The organism is Paenibacillus chartarius (genome assembly GCF_042432825.1).
GTDB lineage: Bacteria > Bacillota > Bacilli > Paenibacillales > NBRC-103111 > Gordoniibacillus > Gordoniibacillus chartarius.
On record NZ_JBHLWN010000030.1, the window covers coordinates 1 to 15,330 of the forward strand.

Consider the following 15,330-nt stretch of genomic DNA (forward strand, 5'->3'; position numbering starts at 1 on the left):
ACACCATCACCTACCAGAAGCTCACATCATGACCTTAGCGGAGCTAACTTGATATTCAAATTCTTAAAAATAAAGTACTTGTTTTATCAATTTAAATGCGCACTCATTGTGCCTCTTTCATTTCAGTATTCGACTAATTTCGATAAAATGGGAGGGATTTATTACCTACAATAGAATTAATAAAGAAGACATTTGTAGAATTGGTACTATTAGTATTTGAAACTTGGCTGATCGCTCAATCGGATTAAACAAAGGAAGTGGAATAATGAGTTCAACTGACGTAAAACATTCAATTGCCGGTTTTTATTATCAGGTTATGTTAGCTTGTAAAGAACTGGCACTCTTATTAAACATGTCAACATCAGACGAAAGTTATGTCGCTGTAGAATATGGGGCCGATGTAAGGATATACGATGATAAAGATATCCGAATGGAGGCCAAATTTTATAATGACAATACATTTACAAGGTATAAAGAGGCTATTACGCATAGCATCTATAATTTCTTTGTTTCATTTAAGGGATCTACGTCTCAGGTGAGATATCGATTTAAATGTAACGTGCCGGCGAACGTCAAAGACTTACAATTTTTCGGCGGATGGATAACACCCACTGAAATTACTGAGAAAGTTAAATACATAAAAGAGTGTTTCGTATATGAGTCAGTTGGAAGAGATCCCATTAAAGATGGTGAATTTAAAAGCTTCCAAATGTACTATGACTCCATGTATCCAAAAAAGAAAAAACCGCATTATAAACAAGCCCTTATTAAGCATTTAGCTGCTCAGTCTGATCCTGCAGAATATGTAAAGTACATTATTCCAAGCTTAATATTTGATGATCCCGAGTTAACAAGATTTATTCAACAAATCGATTTTGATTTCCCACAAGCCAAGGTATCTAAGTATGAGTCCATTGCGAATTTAAAAAACTCAATAGATTTGGAACTAACAAAATATAATGGAAGCCTCACTGCTGAAGAAAGGAATAAAATAATGCTTCTTCTGCTTGAGGCGTTCCTTGATTCAACTGTGACAGCTGACTCGAATGTGAGAACAATAAAACTTGCTGATTGTAAAGCAATTATCGCAAATCATCAAACACAACCTTTGAGGCATTTTTATAAAGAAGAATATCAAGAGCTGATTAAAGAAATTGAGCAAGAACTTTCTGATTATGAATACATATTAAGAAAGAGTGAGTATAGCGAATATGTTGATGACATTATGTCTATCCTGATTGGCTTAAAAGAACAACTTCACTCTGAAATGGATCAGTTTGGTGCCGATAAGGTGTTAAGACGTTTTGTTATGGCGAGACGGTCATATCCACTTGAGGTTATGCGATTGTTTCAGTCTATTACAGAAATGATGGTAAAGACTAACAGGCACGATGAATCAGCAAGTGTTGTTGATGTTGAGCATCTAAATAACATGCAGATTGGTGAGAAGTTACGTTTCTCACTTCGTACTCTCCCCGCGGCTAGATCGGCTCGTTCTGATGCTAATCTAATTATGAATAATTTTATTGATCATACCCAAGAAAACTTTGAAATGTCGAAGGCAATGGGCGGAGAAACGATTATTTTTGATACCGATAGCGATATCTGTCAATTACCACTAGATCAGATCAATAATACAATAATAGATATTTATAAAGTCAAGGACAATAAACAGCACCAAGAGTTTTATAAATCGTTTCGATACAGGTGTACGAAATGCTTAAAGTTATCCTTTATGGGCAAGTGCCCGTTTCTTCAAGAGTTAAAGGGGGATTAGTGTTTTGGAGCAACTAGCAAAATTGTTGGAACTCAGCGATATCCATATGTTTGAAGAACTAAATGGTGCATTCGTGTGCAATCTAAATCAGGATAAAGTATTGATCATAAAAAAAATTACGATGCTCGAAGAGGTTCAAGAGTTGGTTTACACACTTCCACGGCTCAAAGAAAAACTACGAGAAAGTATTATCAATATTCAAAATACGGCGGAAGTTGAAGATTTACACCTCTCAAAGTTTCTATGGGATATGTATGTAATTGGCTTACATCATATCGAGCACGAGGAAGAGAAATTCAATGAAATAGATGTTGCAAAATTTCAACGAAATCGATTTGTGGCCCGGAAAATCATCATTGAGTATACGGACGATGAAGAACTAAAGGCCCACTTTGATCAGCTGGTGCTTCCAGAAAGAACTTTAAACAAACTTTTGCAAACGTATGTTAATCAAGGATCTGATTATCAGCCGGAAGAAATTGAAGGGCTACTTTCAAAAATAAATGAGATCGTAAGGTAGGTGAGTAGTCATTGTATCTAAGTGAAGTGAAAATCAAAAATTTTCGGGGCTATGGTGAAAATCCCAATCGTTCTGATCATTATTATATCTTTGACGAATTGGACAGTCCTTTAGTTGTATTTCATGGCTTTAATGGTCATGGTAAGACGTCATTCTTTGAAGCAATCGAATGGTGTTTGACCGATACTGTCGCTCGTCTAGAGCGGCTTTATAAAGCAGATCACGGTGGGGCATATACAGCCAATGATTTAAATCGAAGTCATTATTTAAAATTCTCTGCAAGCGTTTCAAACCAAAGAAGACGCCCTGTCGAAGAACGGGAAGTGGTTGTTGAGCTCTTATTCGATAACGGAACACGAGTCATTAGAAGAAGTAACAGTCGGATTTTATCGATTAGCGACAGCTCAGATTATGATTCTAGCCTTGAATTTATTGAGAAAGGTAAAGAACCAAAGAATATTAGCAATAATGAGCTGTTAGAATACTTTGCTACGAGATCAAATGATGGCAGTAGTTTTATCCGAGCTCACGTATTGGCTCAAGAAGGCATCACTGATTTTGTAAGAAAAACATCTCCTGATGAACGAAAATCTTTGTTCATGCGTTACTTGCAACAAGAGGGCCTTTCTGATCATATTGCACGTTTGCGGCTTTACTTGAACGGGGGCAACGTTTTAAGTAGAAAAAAAACAGAGCACGAAGGAAAGAAAACTGAACTGAATTCGCAACAGCAGAAGATTAATGGATTTTTGCAGAATATAGGTTATGCTGATTTTGAAAGTTACAAGACTCAGTTTCATGTATTGTTTGTTCAACTTTTACCTTTTGTAAAACGGGCATCCCGGTTTTCAAATCTCTCTATAAATTTACTTATACATGAAGGTGTGTTTGAAGCAACAGATTATTCAAAATTACTTCAAAGTGCCGCTCAAGTATACGAAAAGGCTGTAACTGAAAAGGGAAAATTACAAGCGCGGCATGCGGAACTCCAGACAATAAGAGGTCATGTGAAATCTCTTGATTTTTTATATCAAGCAGAACAATGGATTAGAAAAAGTAACCATGCTCGTTCTTTGAAGGATGGGGACATTGAGGGACTTCAAAAGACAACCGAGGAAATAGAAAGACACAAATTGCTTGTCGAGCAATCAAAAAGAGCGTCAGCAGACCAACTTAGTAAGGTTATTGGGTTTGAACAGCTGTTCGACTCAATTTCAGATCAAATAGATAATACAAATAAAAATATTAATTTGGATGTGTGGAAAGCAATTAGAGATGGTTTTGATCGTTTGCGACTTTTTGAGCAAGAGTTTCAGGAGATAATCGAGCAGGAAGGATTATCTGTCCCTGTGCATGATGAAGAAAAGTTATCGTATTGGCAAACACATTTTGTCTCGCTTGATGGTGAACGTCAACAAATAGCTGACAACATAAGAAGCACTAATGAAAAGAAAAACAGCCTATCTTCATTAAATAGTCAGTATAAACACATGTTAAATCAAGTTAAAGAGTATATCCAAAACCATACCGAGTCTATTACCTCTTGTCCCGTGTGCTTGAATGAGGATTTTACATCAGCACGTTATAATAATGAACTTGGATTACATCCTGAAAGTAGCATATCCTTCAATATAACATCAATAATTGATAAAACCGTATCAAATGGAGATAAGGTTCTGGAAGCATTGTCTGACGAGGCGGCTCTACTGAACAGTAAAATTGTAGAACTTAATAGTTCGATCGCTATAGAAGTGATCGTACCACTAATTAGTTGGTTGCAGTCTGTTCGTGAAAAGTTTTTGGTTTGTTACCGCGAAGTTAAAAGCACTATAGAAAAGCAGCAAAGGGAGTCACGTACATTAGAGAACCAACTGATTGAAAGAGGCAGAGACGCTGAAGAACTTTGGGAAAGGCTTAGAGAATCCACAAGGGTATTGTTTGGTGATGACGTTGAACTAAAAAATATTAAAGTGGAAGCATTGGATAGTTTGATGGTAAGTAAAAGTCAATGGTTCGAGGGGAACATGCAAAAAATCGGTTTTGAATACGAGCCCAATCTGGAAGAGATAACAAGTAAAATATTATTAATACGCAACGAAAAAGAAGTTGCAGACTATTATCCAACTAACTTAGTTCAATTAGATAAGAATCAAATATCGAACAATCGCACTTTCTTAATGATCGAATTGTTAATCAAGCGACTCGATGATTTATTGAAACTTAGGGTTCCTGGTGAATATAACGATTTCTTCTCAAGGTACGAACAGTTGGATGCTGCGATAAGACAGCATACTGAAAAAATCGATTTAATCGATACATATCAACAACAAGTGAGACTTAAACATTTAGAGCTTGTTACTAAGCAAAATCAAATCCTTGGTGATCAATTACATGGACATCCTGTAATAGCCTGGGTATATAGTGCTATTAATCCACACACTCAATATAAGGATCTTAAGGTGATAGTTAATCATCAAGGCACTCATTTCACAAGTGAAGAAATTCAGAATAACCTATATTTAGACCAGATATTTAGTCAGGCACAACTAAATATTTTGGCTTTAAGTACCTTTATAGGGATTGGATTGACTCAACAGTATAGCAGTTTAGATCAACTATTCCTAGATGACCCAATACAAAGTATGGATGATGTGAATGTTTTGGCATTTATCGACGTACTAAGAGCTGTGTTGAATTCCGAATCAAACAAAAAACGGTTTATCATTTCAACTCACGATGATAATTTCGCTGAATTGTTAGCAGTTAAGATGAGAAACAAAAATGTATCGCAGTATTTTATTGAAGGTTATGGACCAGAAGGACCTGTAGTTAGAAAACATGATTGAGTCGAAATGGTAGGACGAATTAGTATATTGAGCGAGGATGCGGCAATATTTTGGACGGAAATTGCTGGTAAAGATACAGGCTAGATCAAATAAATAAAGTAACCCGTTCCCCACATATTGTAGGAATACGGGTTATTTTTTATTAACCATGACTGTCTCGGCTGAGCTGCATGGCTAGAAGAATTAAATCTCTGGCGAAAGCAGAACACATTTTGACAATATGTCAATTAGATTCTCAAGTGGAGTTAATTATTGAGTAAAGAATAATATGCTATTTATATTGATATTACAGCTAAAATGATATATTTTATTAGTAAAGATAAGAGTAATGAAAAATCTAGGAGAACATATTATGTTACTTTCTTCGGATGAAGTGTTCCAGATATTAAAAGACGCAGGGTTAACATCTGCAAAAGATAAACAGATTGTTCTCAGGTGGAAAAGAAATGGTTTTATAAAAGCTAAAATTGACTCTAGAAAAAAAGGAGTTTGGTTTGAAGAAAAAGAAGTAAAGAAATTCATTAATAATAGAAAAGGGGCAAGTCAAATTGAAATACTTGAAATGGAAATTGAGAAGTTGAGCAAAAAAATAGATGAAGAGAAAAAAACAAATCAAAAACTGGTGGAGGAAATTGAGTTTTTAAGGGAGAAAGTGCATGAGAATCGAGAAGATAACAGTAAGCATAATGAATATATAAATAGCGAATTAATAGATCTTGATGAGTTTAATCTTGATAGGTTAATAACTGGAATTAGCAAAAATAATCTCATTCCGACTGAATTAATTAATGAATTGGATTCTTTTGAAAATGTTATATTATCAATGCGTAATAGGACTGAACAATTTAAAGAAAACAGTCCAAATGAGTCCGGTTATAAATGGGCTGCAACACTTGGTGACTTAGCATTAAATAGAATCACTAAAATAAAGGGACAGATAAATAATTTATTAGAATAGGATTTATATACATGTGTATATATTGTGATGAATCGGGAGAAAATCTTTATCTTAATTGAGAATTAACATGTATATACACATTTTGTACACGTATTAAAAAATGCTCGTAATAGGAAAGCCACCCGGAAGGGCAATGTCATTTATTATTTTCAAATATAAACATAAAATGTCGTTGAGTTTGAACATAAATGTTGCTGGCCCGTGCCTTGATGGTACGGGCTTTTCCTGCTTTATCATTCGTTCTAACGTGGGCTAAGTAGCTAGTTCATGACCTCTCATTGTCAATTATCAGTTGGCAAAGTTCCAAATGAGTGTGCAAACAAAGTGGAAGCCCCGGTTCAAGTGCATCAGCATCATCTCTTACAGCCCGGCCAGGAAAGGGATTGCCATGTCGGCAATTCGTCGGTGCCCCTCACCGTTCGGATGCAGGCCGTCCGACGTGAAGACGGGCAGCGTCAACCGGTTGAACCCGCTTTGCTCGTACAGGTTCAGCACGGGCAGCGCTTACAGGCGTCCGATCTCTACGATGGCTGCCACGTAATCGTACAGCCGGTGTCCGGCTGCGTTCGTATAGAATATATCATATCCGTCCATATCCCGCTGCGCGGTGTCCAGAGATTGAGCCGGCAGCGCGGATTGACCGTTAAGATGTGCTTAATGAGAGTGGCATACGCTCCGTTAAAGGTGTAAATATCGGTGGAGCCTAATTCGCCGAGCGGTTTGTCCAAGCGAAAATCGTTGACGCCGGCGAAGACGGTGACGCAGTCCAAACCGGTAGCTATCGATTTACCGATGCGGGTCGTAGCTCCGTAGTCGCGGTCGCCGCCGGCGGTCATCGGGCAACCGCCTTTGCCGTAATTGTTCACTTGAGCGAAGCCAAGAACCGCTTGCACGAGGGGCTGGTAGCCCCCCGCTGCCGTTATGCTGTCGCCGAGAGTTCCCCATGTTTTCCCTTGCCACTTGGCTGGCATTGCAAGTCCTCCTTGCTTCACTTGCATTCGTCGTCGAAGGTGACGGCGCTTACCGCTGCGAGTGGTACGGGACTTGCTTCGCCCGGACGCCCGCCCAGCCATGCACCTTGCTCGATCAGTTTGCGCTGCAGCTCGCGGACCGGTACCTCGCGGAAGCCGCAGTCGGCTTCGGCCGCCATGGCTGCTGCCGTGCCGGCGGCTTCCCCCATCGCGAAGCAGTTGGGCATGACGCGAAGCGAGCCCTGCACCGGACGGTCGGAGGAGACCGAGCGACCCGCCACGATCAGATTGGACTTGCCTTGCGGCAGCATGCACCGATACGGCACGCCGTGCGATTCGCCCTTCGGCAAATGCTTGATCGTCATCGTGCTGCCGGCGTTCGCCAAGTGAATATCGATATAGTAGGAGTTACGTGCGATATCGTCCTCAAACGTTCGCATTGACAGGAAATCTTCGACGACGAGCGTATAATCCCCGACAATGCGGCGAGTTTCGCGAATGCCGATCTGATCGCCGGAATGAACGAGGTGAATGTGCTCGAAGCCAGGTACGTATTGGCGCAGAAAACGGATTTGCGTGTCGATCAGACGGCGTCCTTCGATAGCGGCGCTGGTTAAGCTTGCCGCGTTCGTGCCGTCCACGCCGAAAATATGGCCGAAATTAAACCCGACCACCGAGTCCGTTATCCAAGCCATTCCCGATATTCGTTTGCGTCCTTCCGGCAGATCGCCGTTCTTCTGGGCTTCGATAACGAGTCCTTCCAGCTGCGGGTGCTCGCCGGTGTTCTCAAGAAACTGGTGAAAGCGTGCTCTGTCGGCCCCGGTCACGACGTAGCACATCGTGCCCGGCTGTAGCTCGCCGGAATCGCCGCCGATATGGAACGGAACGCCTGCGAGAGCGGCCAAGTCCGCATCCCCCGAAGCATCGATGTACAGCTTGGCCTTGACTACCGAACGTCCGGATTTATTGCTGATCACAAGCCCGTCTATGCGTTCGCCTTCGAGCAGCACTTGATCGGCTACCGTATGGAACAGCACCTTGGCCCCGCTGGCGAGCACGGCATCGTCGTAAACGCGTTTGAGCGTCTCAACATCAATCGGCACCCAATCGAGCTGATCCTTGTATCTGTTCAGGAAGCCGTCGCCGGCAGCGTGTTTCATCTTCTCCAGCAGTTCGAGACCGATACCGCGAATGACCGGCTTCTCGCCGTCCGTGTACGGACAGAAGGCGGGTACCAGCGCGGCTGTTCCCATACCGCCCATATATCCGCGCTGCTCGATCAGCAGCGTATCGGCGCCGCTCCGGGATGCGGAGATGGCAGCGGCTACGCCCGAGGCGCCGCCTCCTACAACGACGACGTCCGGGGTATGGCTTACGGGCAGCTGCTGGGCCGGAATCGTAACGGCCTGAAGCGCTTCATTTCTCATACATAACGCCCTCCTGGTTCGAAAGATTGTTAAGCTGTTAAGGTTCATTATAGCCGGCTGATGGGGAGGAACTAGTTTCACTTTAGTTTCACTAAAAAATGAAATCATGGTACGATGAACGCAACATGAGGATCAACGGAGGTGCGCCCGAACATGCCGATCCGCAAACAAGCGACGCTGCGAACGATCGCCGCCGAGCTCGGCTTGACCGTTCAGACGGTGTCGAAGGCGCTTAAAGGTAAGCCCGGTATGTCCGAGGCGACCCGGCAGCTGGTTGTCCAAACCGCTGTTAAGCAGGGCTACTATACGAAGGAACAAATCCGCAGCCTCCGGTTCGAGCATATTGCGCCTTACCCGAATGAGCGATTGCGTTTCCTGCTGGTGCAGACTAAAGAAGGGGCAGTCTACAATCGGCTGCTTCTGCAAGGGCTGCACGATCGCTTTGCGTCTTTCGGCCATCGGATCGAGCTGCTGCCGCTGCCGCGCAACATCAAAACGGAGGACATGCCCGGTTGGATCGAAGACAGCGGCATCGCCTATTCGGACGGTATCTTTATCTCCCCAGGCTTGACGCCGAAAGCGTGGGAGCCGCATTTGTTCGGGCTGCCTTTGCCGCGCATTCTGCTCAGCTTTCCACCGAACGGGGTGAAGATCGACAGCGTTATTTGGGACGTATACGAAGCGGCGTTTCAATCGGTCGCCTATTTGCGAAGCTTAGGGCACGAGCGGATCATGTATGTAGGGGACGTACATCTGCATCCAGGCTTCATCCTGCGCTGGCAAGCGTTCTGCCACGCGATGAGCTTGTTCGGCGCAGAGGCCGAGCCGTCCGCTCATTCCATCAGCGAGCGAAATGCACATCCGAAGTGGCGCGAAGAGCTGCGGCAGCTCATGGTCCGGCACTCGCCGACCGCGATCGTTTGCGGCGTCGACAACGAAGTGAGCATTGTATACGGCATTTGCTGCGAACTGGGGTGGAGGGTACCCGGGGACGTATCGCTGGTCGGCTTCCTGAACGAGCAGCCGGATACGCTGCCGCTCTTTACCCGGCCGCTGCTGCCGATTCGCCAGACCGGCTACCGCGCGGCTGACCGAATGCTGTGGCGCATCGCGAATCCTACGCTGCCTTACGAGCATATTCGCATCCAGGGCGACTTCTGCGTCGGGCAGACGACAGCAGCCAGACAGCCTTATCAGTAAAGAAGGCCGGATGCTTCCCTCCGCGTTATCATATAGGGAAACGCTTGCAGGGCAAGGGGGCGGCCAACGTATGTATAAGCTGGTCATCGTGGACGACGAGCCGACGGTACGGCCGTGTATGGGAGTGACGCCGCCCGGCAGTCCGTTCTCCTTCCTGAGACGGACTGCCGTTGTTTTGCAGCCGGGAGATCCGCGATTTAACAAAGAAACAGCCGCTCGAATGAGGGCTGTTTCCGTGTTTTCGATTACTGCTGCAGTTCTTTGCCGCTCAAGGGAATAAGGTTCCGCACCCTGCGATCTCTCAGCCAAATGCCGCCCCACGCCAATACAGCCAAATACACCGGGAACAGCAAGTGGGTAAACAGTGGAGCATCCATGCGCAAGTGCGTCGCGATGACGCCGCCGAAGTATCCGGTGAGCAGAAGCACGCCCAGGAAGGAAGTGCGGGGAATTGCGTACAAAATCGTAGCCGCCAACCCCAGAATACCAATCACGGTAATATGATGCTCCGCAAAACCGAGGGTAAGGGTTCCTTCCACCACTTCCGGCGGCTTGACCAGCTTCATCACACTGTCCAGCAGCATGAATGCAATCGTCAGCCAGCTCATAATGCGCCCCGTCCATAAGCTCCCTTTCGAAATTCCGTTACCCATCTGATGATTCCCACCTATCTTTATTTTTTTATGACTTTATCTTATCACAATAGGGGGCGGTGCGCTTCTTATGAATTGCTATTTCAGCGCATCCATACCTGTCCCTTTATTAACTTTTTTTGTACAAGTGAGTACAAGTCCAAAGCTAAAGTAGGTCACGCATACGGCAAGAAAACAAAGGAGAGTCATCCAAATCGAGCTTGGAGCCCATACTCGAATGTAAGACCACGGCGTACCTCCAAGAAATAACTGCGGAACCATGAGGATAAACGTCATGAAGCCCGAGGCAATCAAGAAATGAATAATGAGCAGAACGATTCTCTTTCCGGTTAAGGGTGACCATTTCCGCTGATTACGAGATAGCTTCTTCAAGATGGTTAGCGATAGCCACAAGAAAAGACAGCCGAGGACAACGATGACCATACATGCGGCCGTTGCGTATTGATCTATCTTCTGGTAAATGTCCATTGGAGGTTCTTCGGCATCGTTCCCCTCCCATAAATCCATGATACCTTGGCCGATCGACGTCGTCATGCTCGTCTTCATATTGGCCAGCACCGCTACCCCAACTTGAGTATCGGGCCGCATAATGAAGTAAGATGAGTACGTTGGATTTGACCCCGCGTGCAGGACGTACTTCTTATCGTTCTCTTGCAGGATCCCCCATCCCAGAGCATAGCGCGTGTTGACATCGAGGGGCTCTACCGATTCATCAGGGATATGCGATTCGGTAATGAGCCGTTGATCTACCGAACGATCCGTGGCGGTTCCGAGCTGCGCATTCATCCATTTTCCCAAATCATTCGTACTGCTGATCAGATAACCGGCTGGTGAATTCCCCCGATACACGGGCGGTGTATAGGCATGCGCCTTTAAGAAGCCGATTTTATATCCGGCTGCCATAAGCGTTGAGTGGGTTTGCTGCGCTCCGACAAACGATTGTTTCATTCCTAGCGGGTCCAGAATATATTCCTTCATATACCGCTCATAAGATTTTTTGCTTACGGTCTCAATGATGAGGCCTAAAACATCATAGTTAATTGTCGCATATTCGAATGAGCTTCCAGGCATGCGGTTCAGCGGTTGGTCGAGCAATGTTTTGACCGTCAGCTCCATGGCGTTATCAGCCTGACTCTCAGGGATACGCGTGATGGTGTCGGAATTGATTCCGCTTGTATGGTGAAGAAGCTGATTTACAGTAATGATTTGCGGTTCGCCGTTATAAGTCAGCTCGAGCCAGGGGAGGTACTTCCTGACATCGTCGTTCCGGTTTACTAAGCCTTCCTTCTCCAATTGCAAAATGGCGAATGCAGTGAATGCTTTCGTGGTCGAGCCGATTTCAAATAACGTATCGTTATTGACCGGCTTTTTCGCTCTGACATCGGCGTAACCGAAGCTTTGTTGATAGACCGTCTTTCCTTTCTCCACAATTACAACAGAGCTTCCCGGAATTTTACCCGCCTTCATTTGCTCCTCGACAAAACGCTCGATCTTTTTCGTCGTCTCATTGGTTACTGGGCCTGTGACAGCTGACGAATAGGGACTCAACCCGAGCAAAATGACGATGACAGCGGCCAACAGGGTTGACAGTAATCTCATTTTCGATTCTCCTCGATTAAATTGATGCGGCTCGTTTGCCGAACAAGAATAAGTATAAAAGGCGATTTACACCGCATCCATCGATTCGAATGACAATTCCCTGTGTTTGCATAACGATATTGTCACCTGCGAAAAAAACGCTTCCAATTTTTGATTAATGAAATGACCTCACTTGTGCTAGTATTATCAAATTAAGGTTCAAATGGATGAATGCTGCATGTTGTCCTTCATTCCATCATCAATGCTTCCAGGGAGGGTCATATGAAAAAAACATCAATGTTCAGTCTGGCTTTGACCGCTACTCTGCTTATGGGAAACATGGTGTCCGCTGAGACGTATACTTCGTATACGGTGCAAAGAGGGGAAACGCTGTGGATGGTATCGCAAAAACTGAATAGGAGTCTTGCCGGTCTGTTGGCAGCGAATCCGCAAGTGAACCCGAACAACGTTTACGAAGGCTTGAAAATCAATATTCCGGCAGCGGAAACGCCCAAAGCGGACGTCCTGACGAATACAACAGCCTCTGCCTACACGGTTCAGCCGGGAGATCATTTTTGGCTCATCAGTCAGAAGTTCAATGTGAATTGGAGCCGTTTAGTCGCTGCGAATCCGACGGTGAATCCTTCCAATATGTTCGTGGGGCAGAAAATCAATATTCCGGCCGAGAGCACGATGTCCGTTACTACTGTTCAAGCACCGGCATATTTGGCGGACGGGAAATTTCCGTTGAAGCCTGGTACATACAACCCATTTGTGAATACATACGGGGACGGCCGATCGTATAACTCCGACGGCACCCAGCAGCGTCTGCATGAAGGCAACGATATGATGGCAGCCAAAGGCACTCCCGTGTACAGCGCTTATGACGGTACGGTCATAAACAAAGGCTGGAGCACCCTGGGTGGCTGGCGGCTGACTGTGAAAACACCGGACGGAAAAACAGCCTTGTATTACGCGCACATGTCGGCCTATGCCGCCAATATAGAGCTGGGAAGCTTCATTAAAAAAGGTCAGCTGATCGGCTATGTAGGGAATACGGGTTACGGTACGGAAGGTACCGAGGGCGCGTTTGATCCGCATTTGCACTTTGGCATGTATGATTTGACCAACGGATTTAAGCCCGTAGACCCCTACAATCATCTAAAATATTGGGAGAGGACTTCTCTAACGGCATCCTACTAATATATTCATTTACGCTGAAATCCGCTCTCTGGGCGGATTTTTGCTATGCAAATAGATTCAAGCGTACATGAGCCTGCTTCGAAAGGGCTGGAGCCCATACATACCGATGGTAGATCGTGGAGAGGATAAAGCTATAATTGATCGCAAAGGAGCGACACGCGATGACTGATTTCATGAAGAAAGCTATCTCGCTCGGGCTGGGCATCACCTTGACAACCAAAGAAAAACTCGAGGGTTATGTAAACGAATTAGTGGCAAGGGGGGAGATTGCCCCCGAAGAGTCGAAGGACCTGGCGGCAAGACTGATCCAGAAAGGCGAGGAGCAGCAGGACGAGCTCAAACGAATGGTCCGCGAGCAGCTGCAGAAGCTGCTTAGGGATCTGGACGTGGCGACCAAGGAAGATTTCCGGCAGCTGGAGCAGCGCATCGAGCAGCTTGAAGCGCGCACGCAGGCGTAATCTGCGATGAGGAGAAGGATACGGCACCTGCAGCGATACCGGGATATTGCAGTTGTGTTCGTACGTCATGGATTCGGTTTCCTGGTAGGGGAGTCCGATCTGCTGCAGCGTCTTCGCATTCCTCTGAGAGGTACCGTCATCGAGGACGACACGGACCGTAAAACGGTGGGGCTGCGCATCAGGAACGTGATTCAGGAGCTGGGGCCTACCTTCATCAAGCTGGGGCAAATCGCCAGTACCCGCTCGGATCTGCTTCCGAAAGACATTGTCGAACAGCTGGAAAAGCTTCAGGATCAAGTGGAGCCCTTTCCCTTCGAGCAGGTGCGCGATACGATCGAATCGGAGCTCGGACGAAGCATAGAAGAATTGTTTGCCAGCCTGGAACGGCAGCCGCTTGCCGCGGCATCGATTGGGCAAGTACATCGGGGCGTATTGACTACCGGCGAGCAAGTCGCCGTGAAAATTCAGCGTCCTCAAGCTGCGGAATCCATTCGCACCGATCTGGAGATACTGGCCGACTTGGCTGCGCTCGCCGAACGCCGGTTTGCTTGGGCGAAGCGGCTTCAGGTGGAAACGATGATTGCGGAATTCGGCCGATCGCTTAGAGACGAGCTGGATTATACCAAAGAAGCGAGAAATACGGAACATATTGCCTCACAAAGTAAGGGTGTAGCCCATATTTTTGTTCCGGCCGTATATTTGCCCTACAGCTCGAAAAAAGTCATAACCATGCAGTACGTCGAAGGGATCCGGTTGAACCAGGAGGATCAGCTGCTTGCACATGGCTTCGATCGGGTGCGCATCGCACGGCGGCTCATTCAGGCGATGTTTCAACAAATCTTCGTAGAAGGGCTGTTCCATGCTGATCCCCACCCCGGAAATCTTGTAATCATGCCGGGCGAAATCATCGCCTTTCTGGATTTCGGCATGGTCGGGCGACTCACTCCGGAGATGAAGCATCATTTTTCCGGCTTGATCATCTCCTTGATGCGCCAAAACACCGACGGGGTCATGAAAGCGATCTCCCGAATAGGCCTTATGGATGATGAAGTCAACATAACGGAGCTAAGAGAGGACATCGACTGGCTCCGAACTCGGTATTACGGCGTCCCGCTTAGCCAGGTCAGTCTCGGAGGGATCGTCAACGATCTTTTTGAAGTGGCCTACAAGCACCGGATTCGTGTGCCTCCGGATTTTATCCTGCTGGGGAAAACCCTGCTGACGCTCGAAGGGGTTGTCGTCCGGTTAGACCCGACGATCAGTATCGTGACTCTGGCGGAGCCATTCGGACTGCAGCTGCTGATGAAGCGGTTTCACCCTAACGTTTGGGCAGCGGACTTCATTAGGGATGTGACGGAGTTCGGAGAACAGCTGGCGAATGTGCCGAAACAGAGCCGGGAGCTCATCTCGATGATCAAGAAGGGCAGGCTGCATTTGAACGTCGGCATACCGGAGCTCGATGAAATTATAGGAAAGCTGGATCGAATCGGCAACCGGATCGCGTTCAGCATCGTGCTGCTGTCTTTCAGTTTGATTATGATGGGACTTATCATCGGCACCTCCATTGCCGGACGAAGGACCTTCCTCATGAATGTGCCTGCGATCGAGGCGGGATTTTTGGTTGCTGCGCTGATGCTGGTTTGGCTCCTGCTGGCGATTTTTAAGTCGGGGAGGTTCTAACGAAGGCATAGAAATCAATGACTGCTAAGCCTGGGAGCAAAGAGCCTCTCAGGCTTTTT

13 protein-coding genes are annotated in these 15,330 nt (G+C 46.0%); 9 read left to right on the forward strand and 4 right to left on the reverse strand.

All coding sequences use genetic code 11. The features are described 5' to 3' along the window. The first annotated feature begins 265 nt into the window (after positions 1-265). The 5 genes from ACFFK0_RS07910 (at position 266) to ACFFK0_RS07930 (ending at position 6,642) form a co-directional block, all read left to right on the forward strand. Positions 266-1,777 (forward strand): hypothetical protein, encoded by a 1,512-nt coding sequence (locus ACFFK0_RS07910; RefSeq protein WP_377469537.1) that lies wholly within the window; start codon positions 266-268, stop codon positions 1,775-1,777. Between the two features lie 4 nt (positions 1,778-1,781). Continuing rightward, positions 1,782-2,297 carry a hypothetical protein gene (locus ACFFK0_RS07915; RefSeq protein ID WP_377469539.1) on the forward strand — a complete coding sequence of 172 codons (516 nt, stop codon included), beginning with the start codon at positions 1,782-1,784 and terminating at the stop codon, positions 2,295-2,297. 11 nt (positions 2,298-2,308) lie between these two features. After that, entirely contained in the window at positions 2,309-5,143 is a 2,835-nt protein-coding gene (locus ACFFK0_RS07920; RefSeq protein WP_377469540.1) for an AAA family ATPase, read from the forward strand. A gap of 352 nt (positions 5,144-5,495) precedes the next feature. Then, entirely contained in the window at positions 5,496-6,101 is a 606-nt protein-coding gene (locus ACFFK0_RS07925) for a hypothetical protein (protein WP_377469541.1), read from the forward strand. A gap of 388 nt (positions 6,102-6,489) precedes the next feature. Continuing rightward, positions 6,490-6,642, forward strand: a complete 153-nt coding sequence (locus ACFFK0_RS07930) for a hypothetical protein (RefSeq protein WP_377469542.1) — start codon at positions 6,490-6,492, stop codon at positions 6,640-6,642. Here ACFFK0_RS07930 and ACFFK0_RS07935 read toward each other — a convergent pair. Both ACFFK0_RS07935 and ACFFK0_RS07940 read right to left on the reverse strand, forming a co-directional pair. After that, positions 6,623-7,072 carry an SGNH/GDSL hydrolase family protein gene (locus ACFFK0_RS07935; RefSeq protein WP_377469543.1) on the reverse strand — a complete coding sequence of 150 codons (450 nt, stop codon included), beginning with the start codon at positions 7,070-7,072 and terminating at the stop codon, positions 6,623-6,625. The genes ACFFK0_RS07930 and ACFFK0_RS07935 overlap by 20 nt on opposite strands. A gap of 17 nt (positions 7,073-7,089) precedes the next feature. Beyond that, positions 7,090-8,499, reverse strand: coding sequence for an FAD-dependent oxidoreductase (locus ACFFK0_RS07940; RefSeq protein WP_377469544.1), 1,410 nt, complete (start codon positions 8,497-8,499; stop codon positions 7,090-7,092). Positions 8,500-8,652: 153 nt separating this feature from the next. Between ACFFK0_RS07940 and ACFFK0_RS07945 the strand changes: the two genes are divergently transcribed. Further along, on the forward strand, positions 8,653-9,699 hold the full coding sequence (locus ACFFK0_RS07945; RefSeq protein WP_377469545.1) for a LacI family DNA-binding transcriptional regulator: 1,047 nt from the start codon (positions 8,653-8,655) through the stop codon (positions 9,697-9,699). A 245-nt stretch (positions 9,700-9,944) separates the two neighbouring features. Here the strand turns inward: ACFFK0_RS07945 and ACFFK0_RS07950 are convergent, their stop codons facing one another. Together ACFFK0_RS07950 and ACFFK0_RS07955 are read right to left on the reverse strand one after the other, a co-directional pair. After that, positions 9,945-10,352, reverse strand: a complete 408-nt coding sequence (locus tag ACFFK0_RS07950) for a DoxX family protein (protein ID WP_377469546.1) — start codon at positions 10,350-10,352, stop codon at positions 9,945-9,947. Positions 10,353-10,430: 78 nt separating this feature from the next. Further along, positions 10,431-11,930, reverse strand: coding sequence for a serine hydrolase domain-containing protein (locus tag ACFFK0_RS07955; RefSeq protein ID WP_377469547.1), 1,500 nt, complete (start codon positions 11,928-11,930; stop codon positions 10,431-10,433). Positions 11,931-12,212: 282 nt separating this feature from the next. On the opposite strand from ACFFK0_RS07955, the gene ACFFK0_RS07960 reads away from it, so the two are divergent. The 3 genes from ACFFK0_RS07960 (at position 12,213) to ACFFK0_RS07970 (ending at position 15,271) form a co-directional block, all read left to right on the forward strand. Beyond that, positions 12,213-13,133: a peptidoglycan DD-metalloendopeptidase family protein gene (locus ACFFK0_RS07960; protein ID WP_377469548.1), complete on the forward strand. Its 921-nt coding sequence runs from the start codon at positions 12,213-12,215 to the stop codon at positions 13,131-13,133. Between the two features lie 161 nt (positions 13,134-13,294). Continuing rightward, the gene (locus tag ACFFK0_RS07965) at positions 13,295-13,591 is read left to right on the forward strand and encodes a phasin family protein (protein ID WP_377469550.1); all 297 of its coding nucleotides are present in this window, start codon (positions 13,295-13,297) and stop codon (positions 13,589-13,591) included. Between the two features lie 6 nt (positions 13,592-13,597). Further along, a complete protein-coding gene (locus ACFFK0_RS07970) occupies positions 13,598-15,271 on the forward strand; it encodes an ABC1 kinase family protein (RefSeq protein WP_377469551.1) in 1,674 nt (557 codons plus the stop codon). Positions 15,272-15,330: the final 59 nt, after the last annotated feature.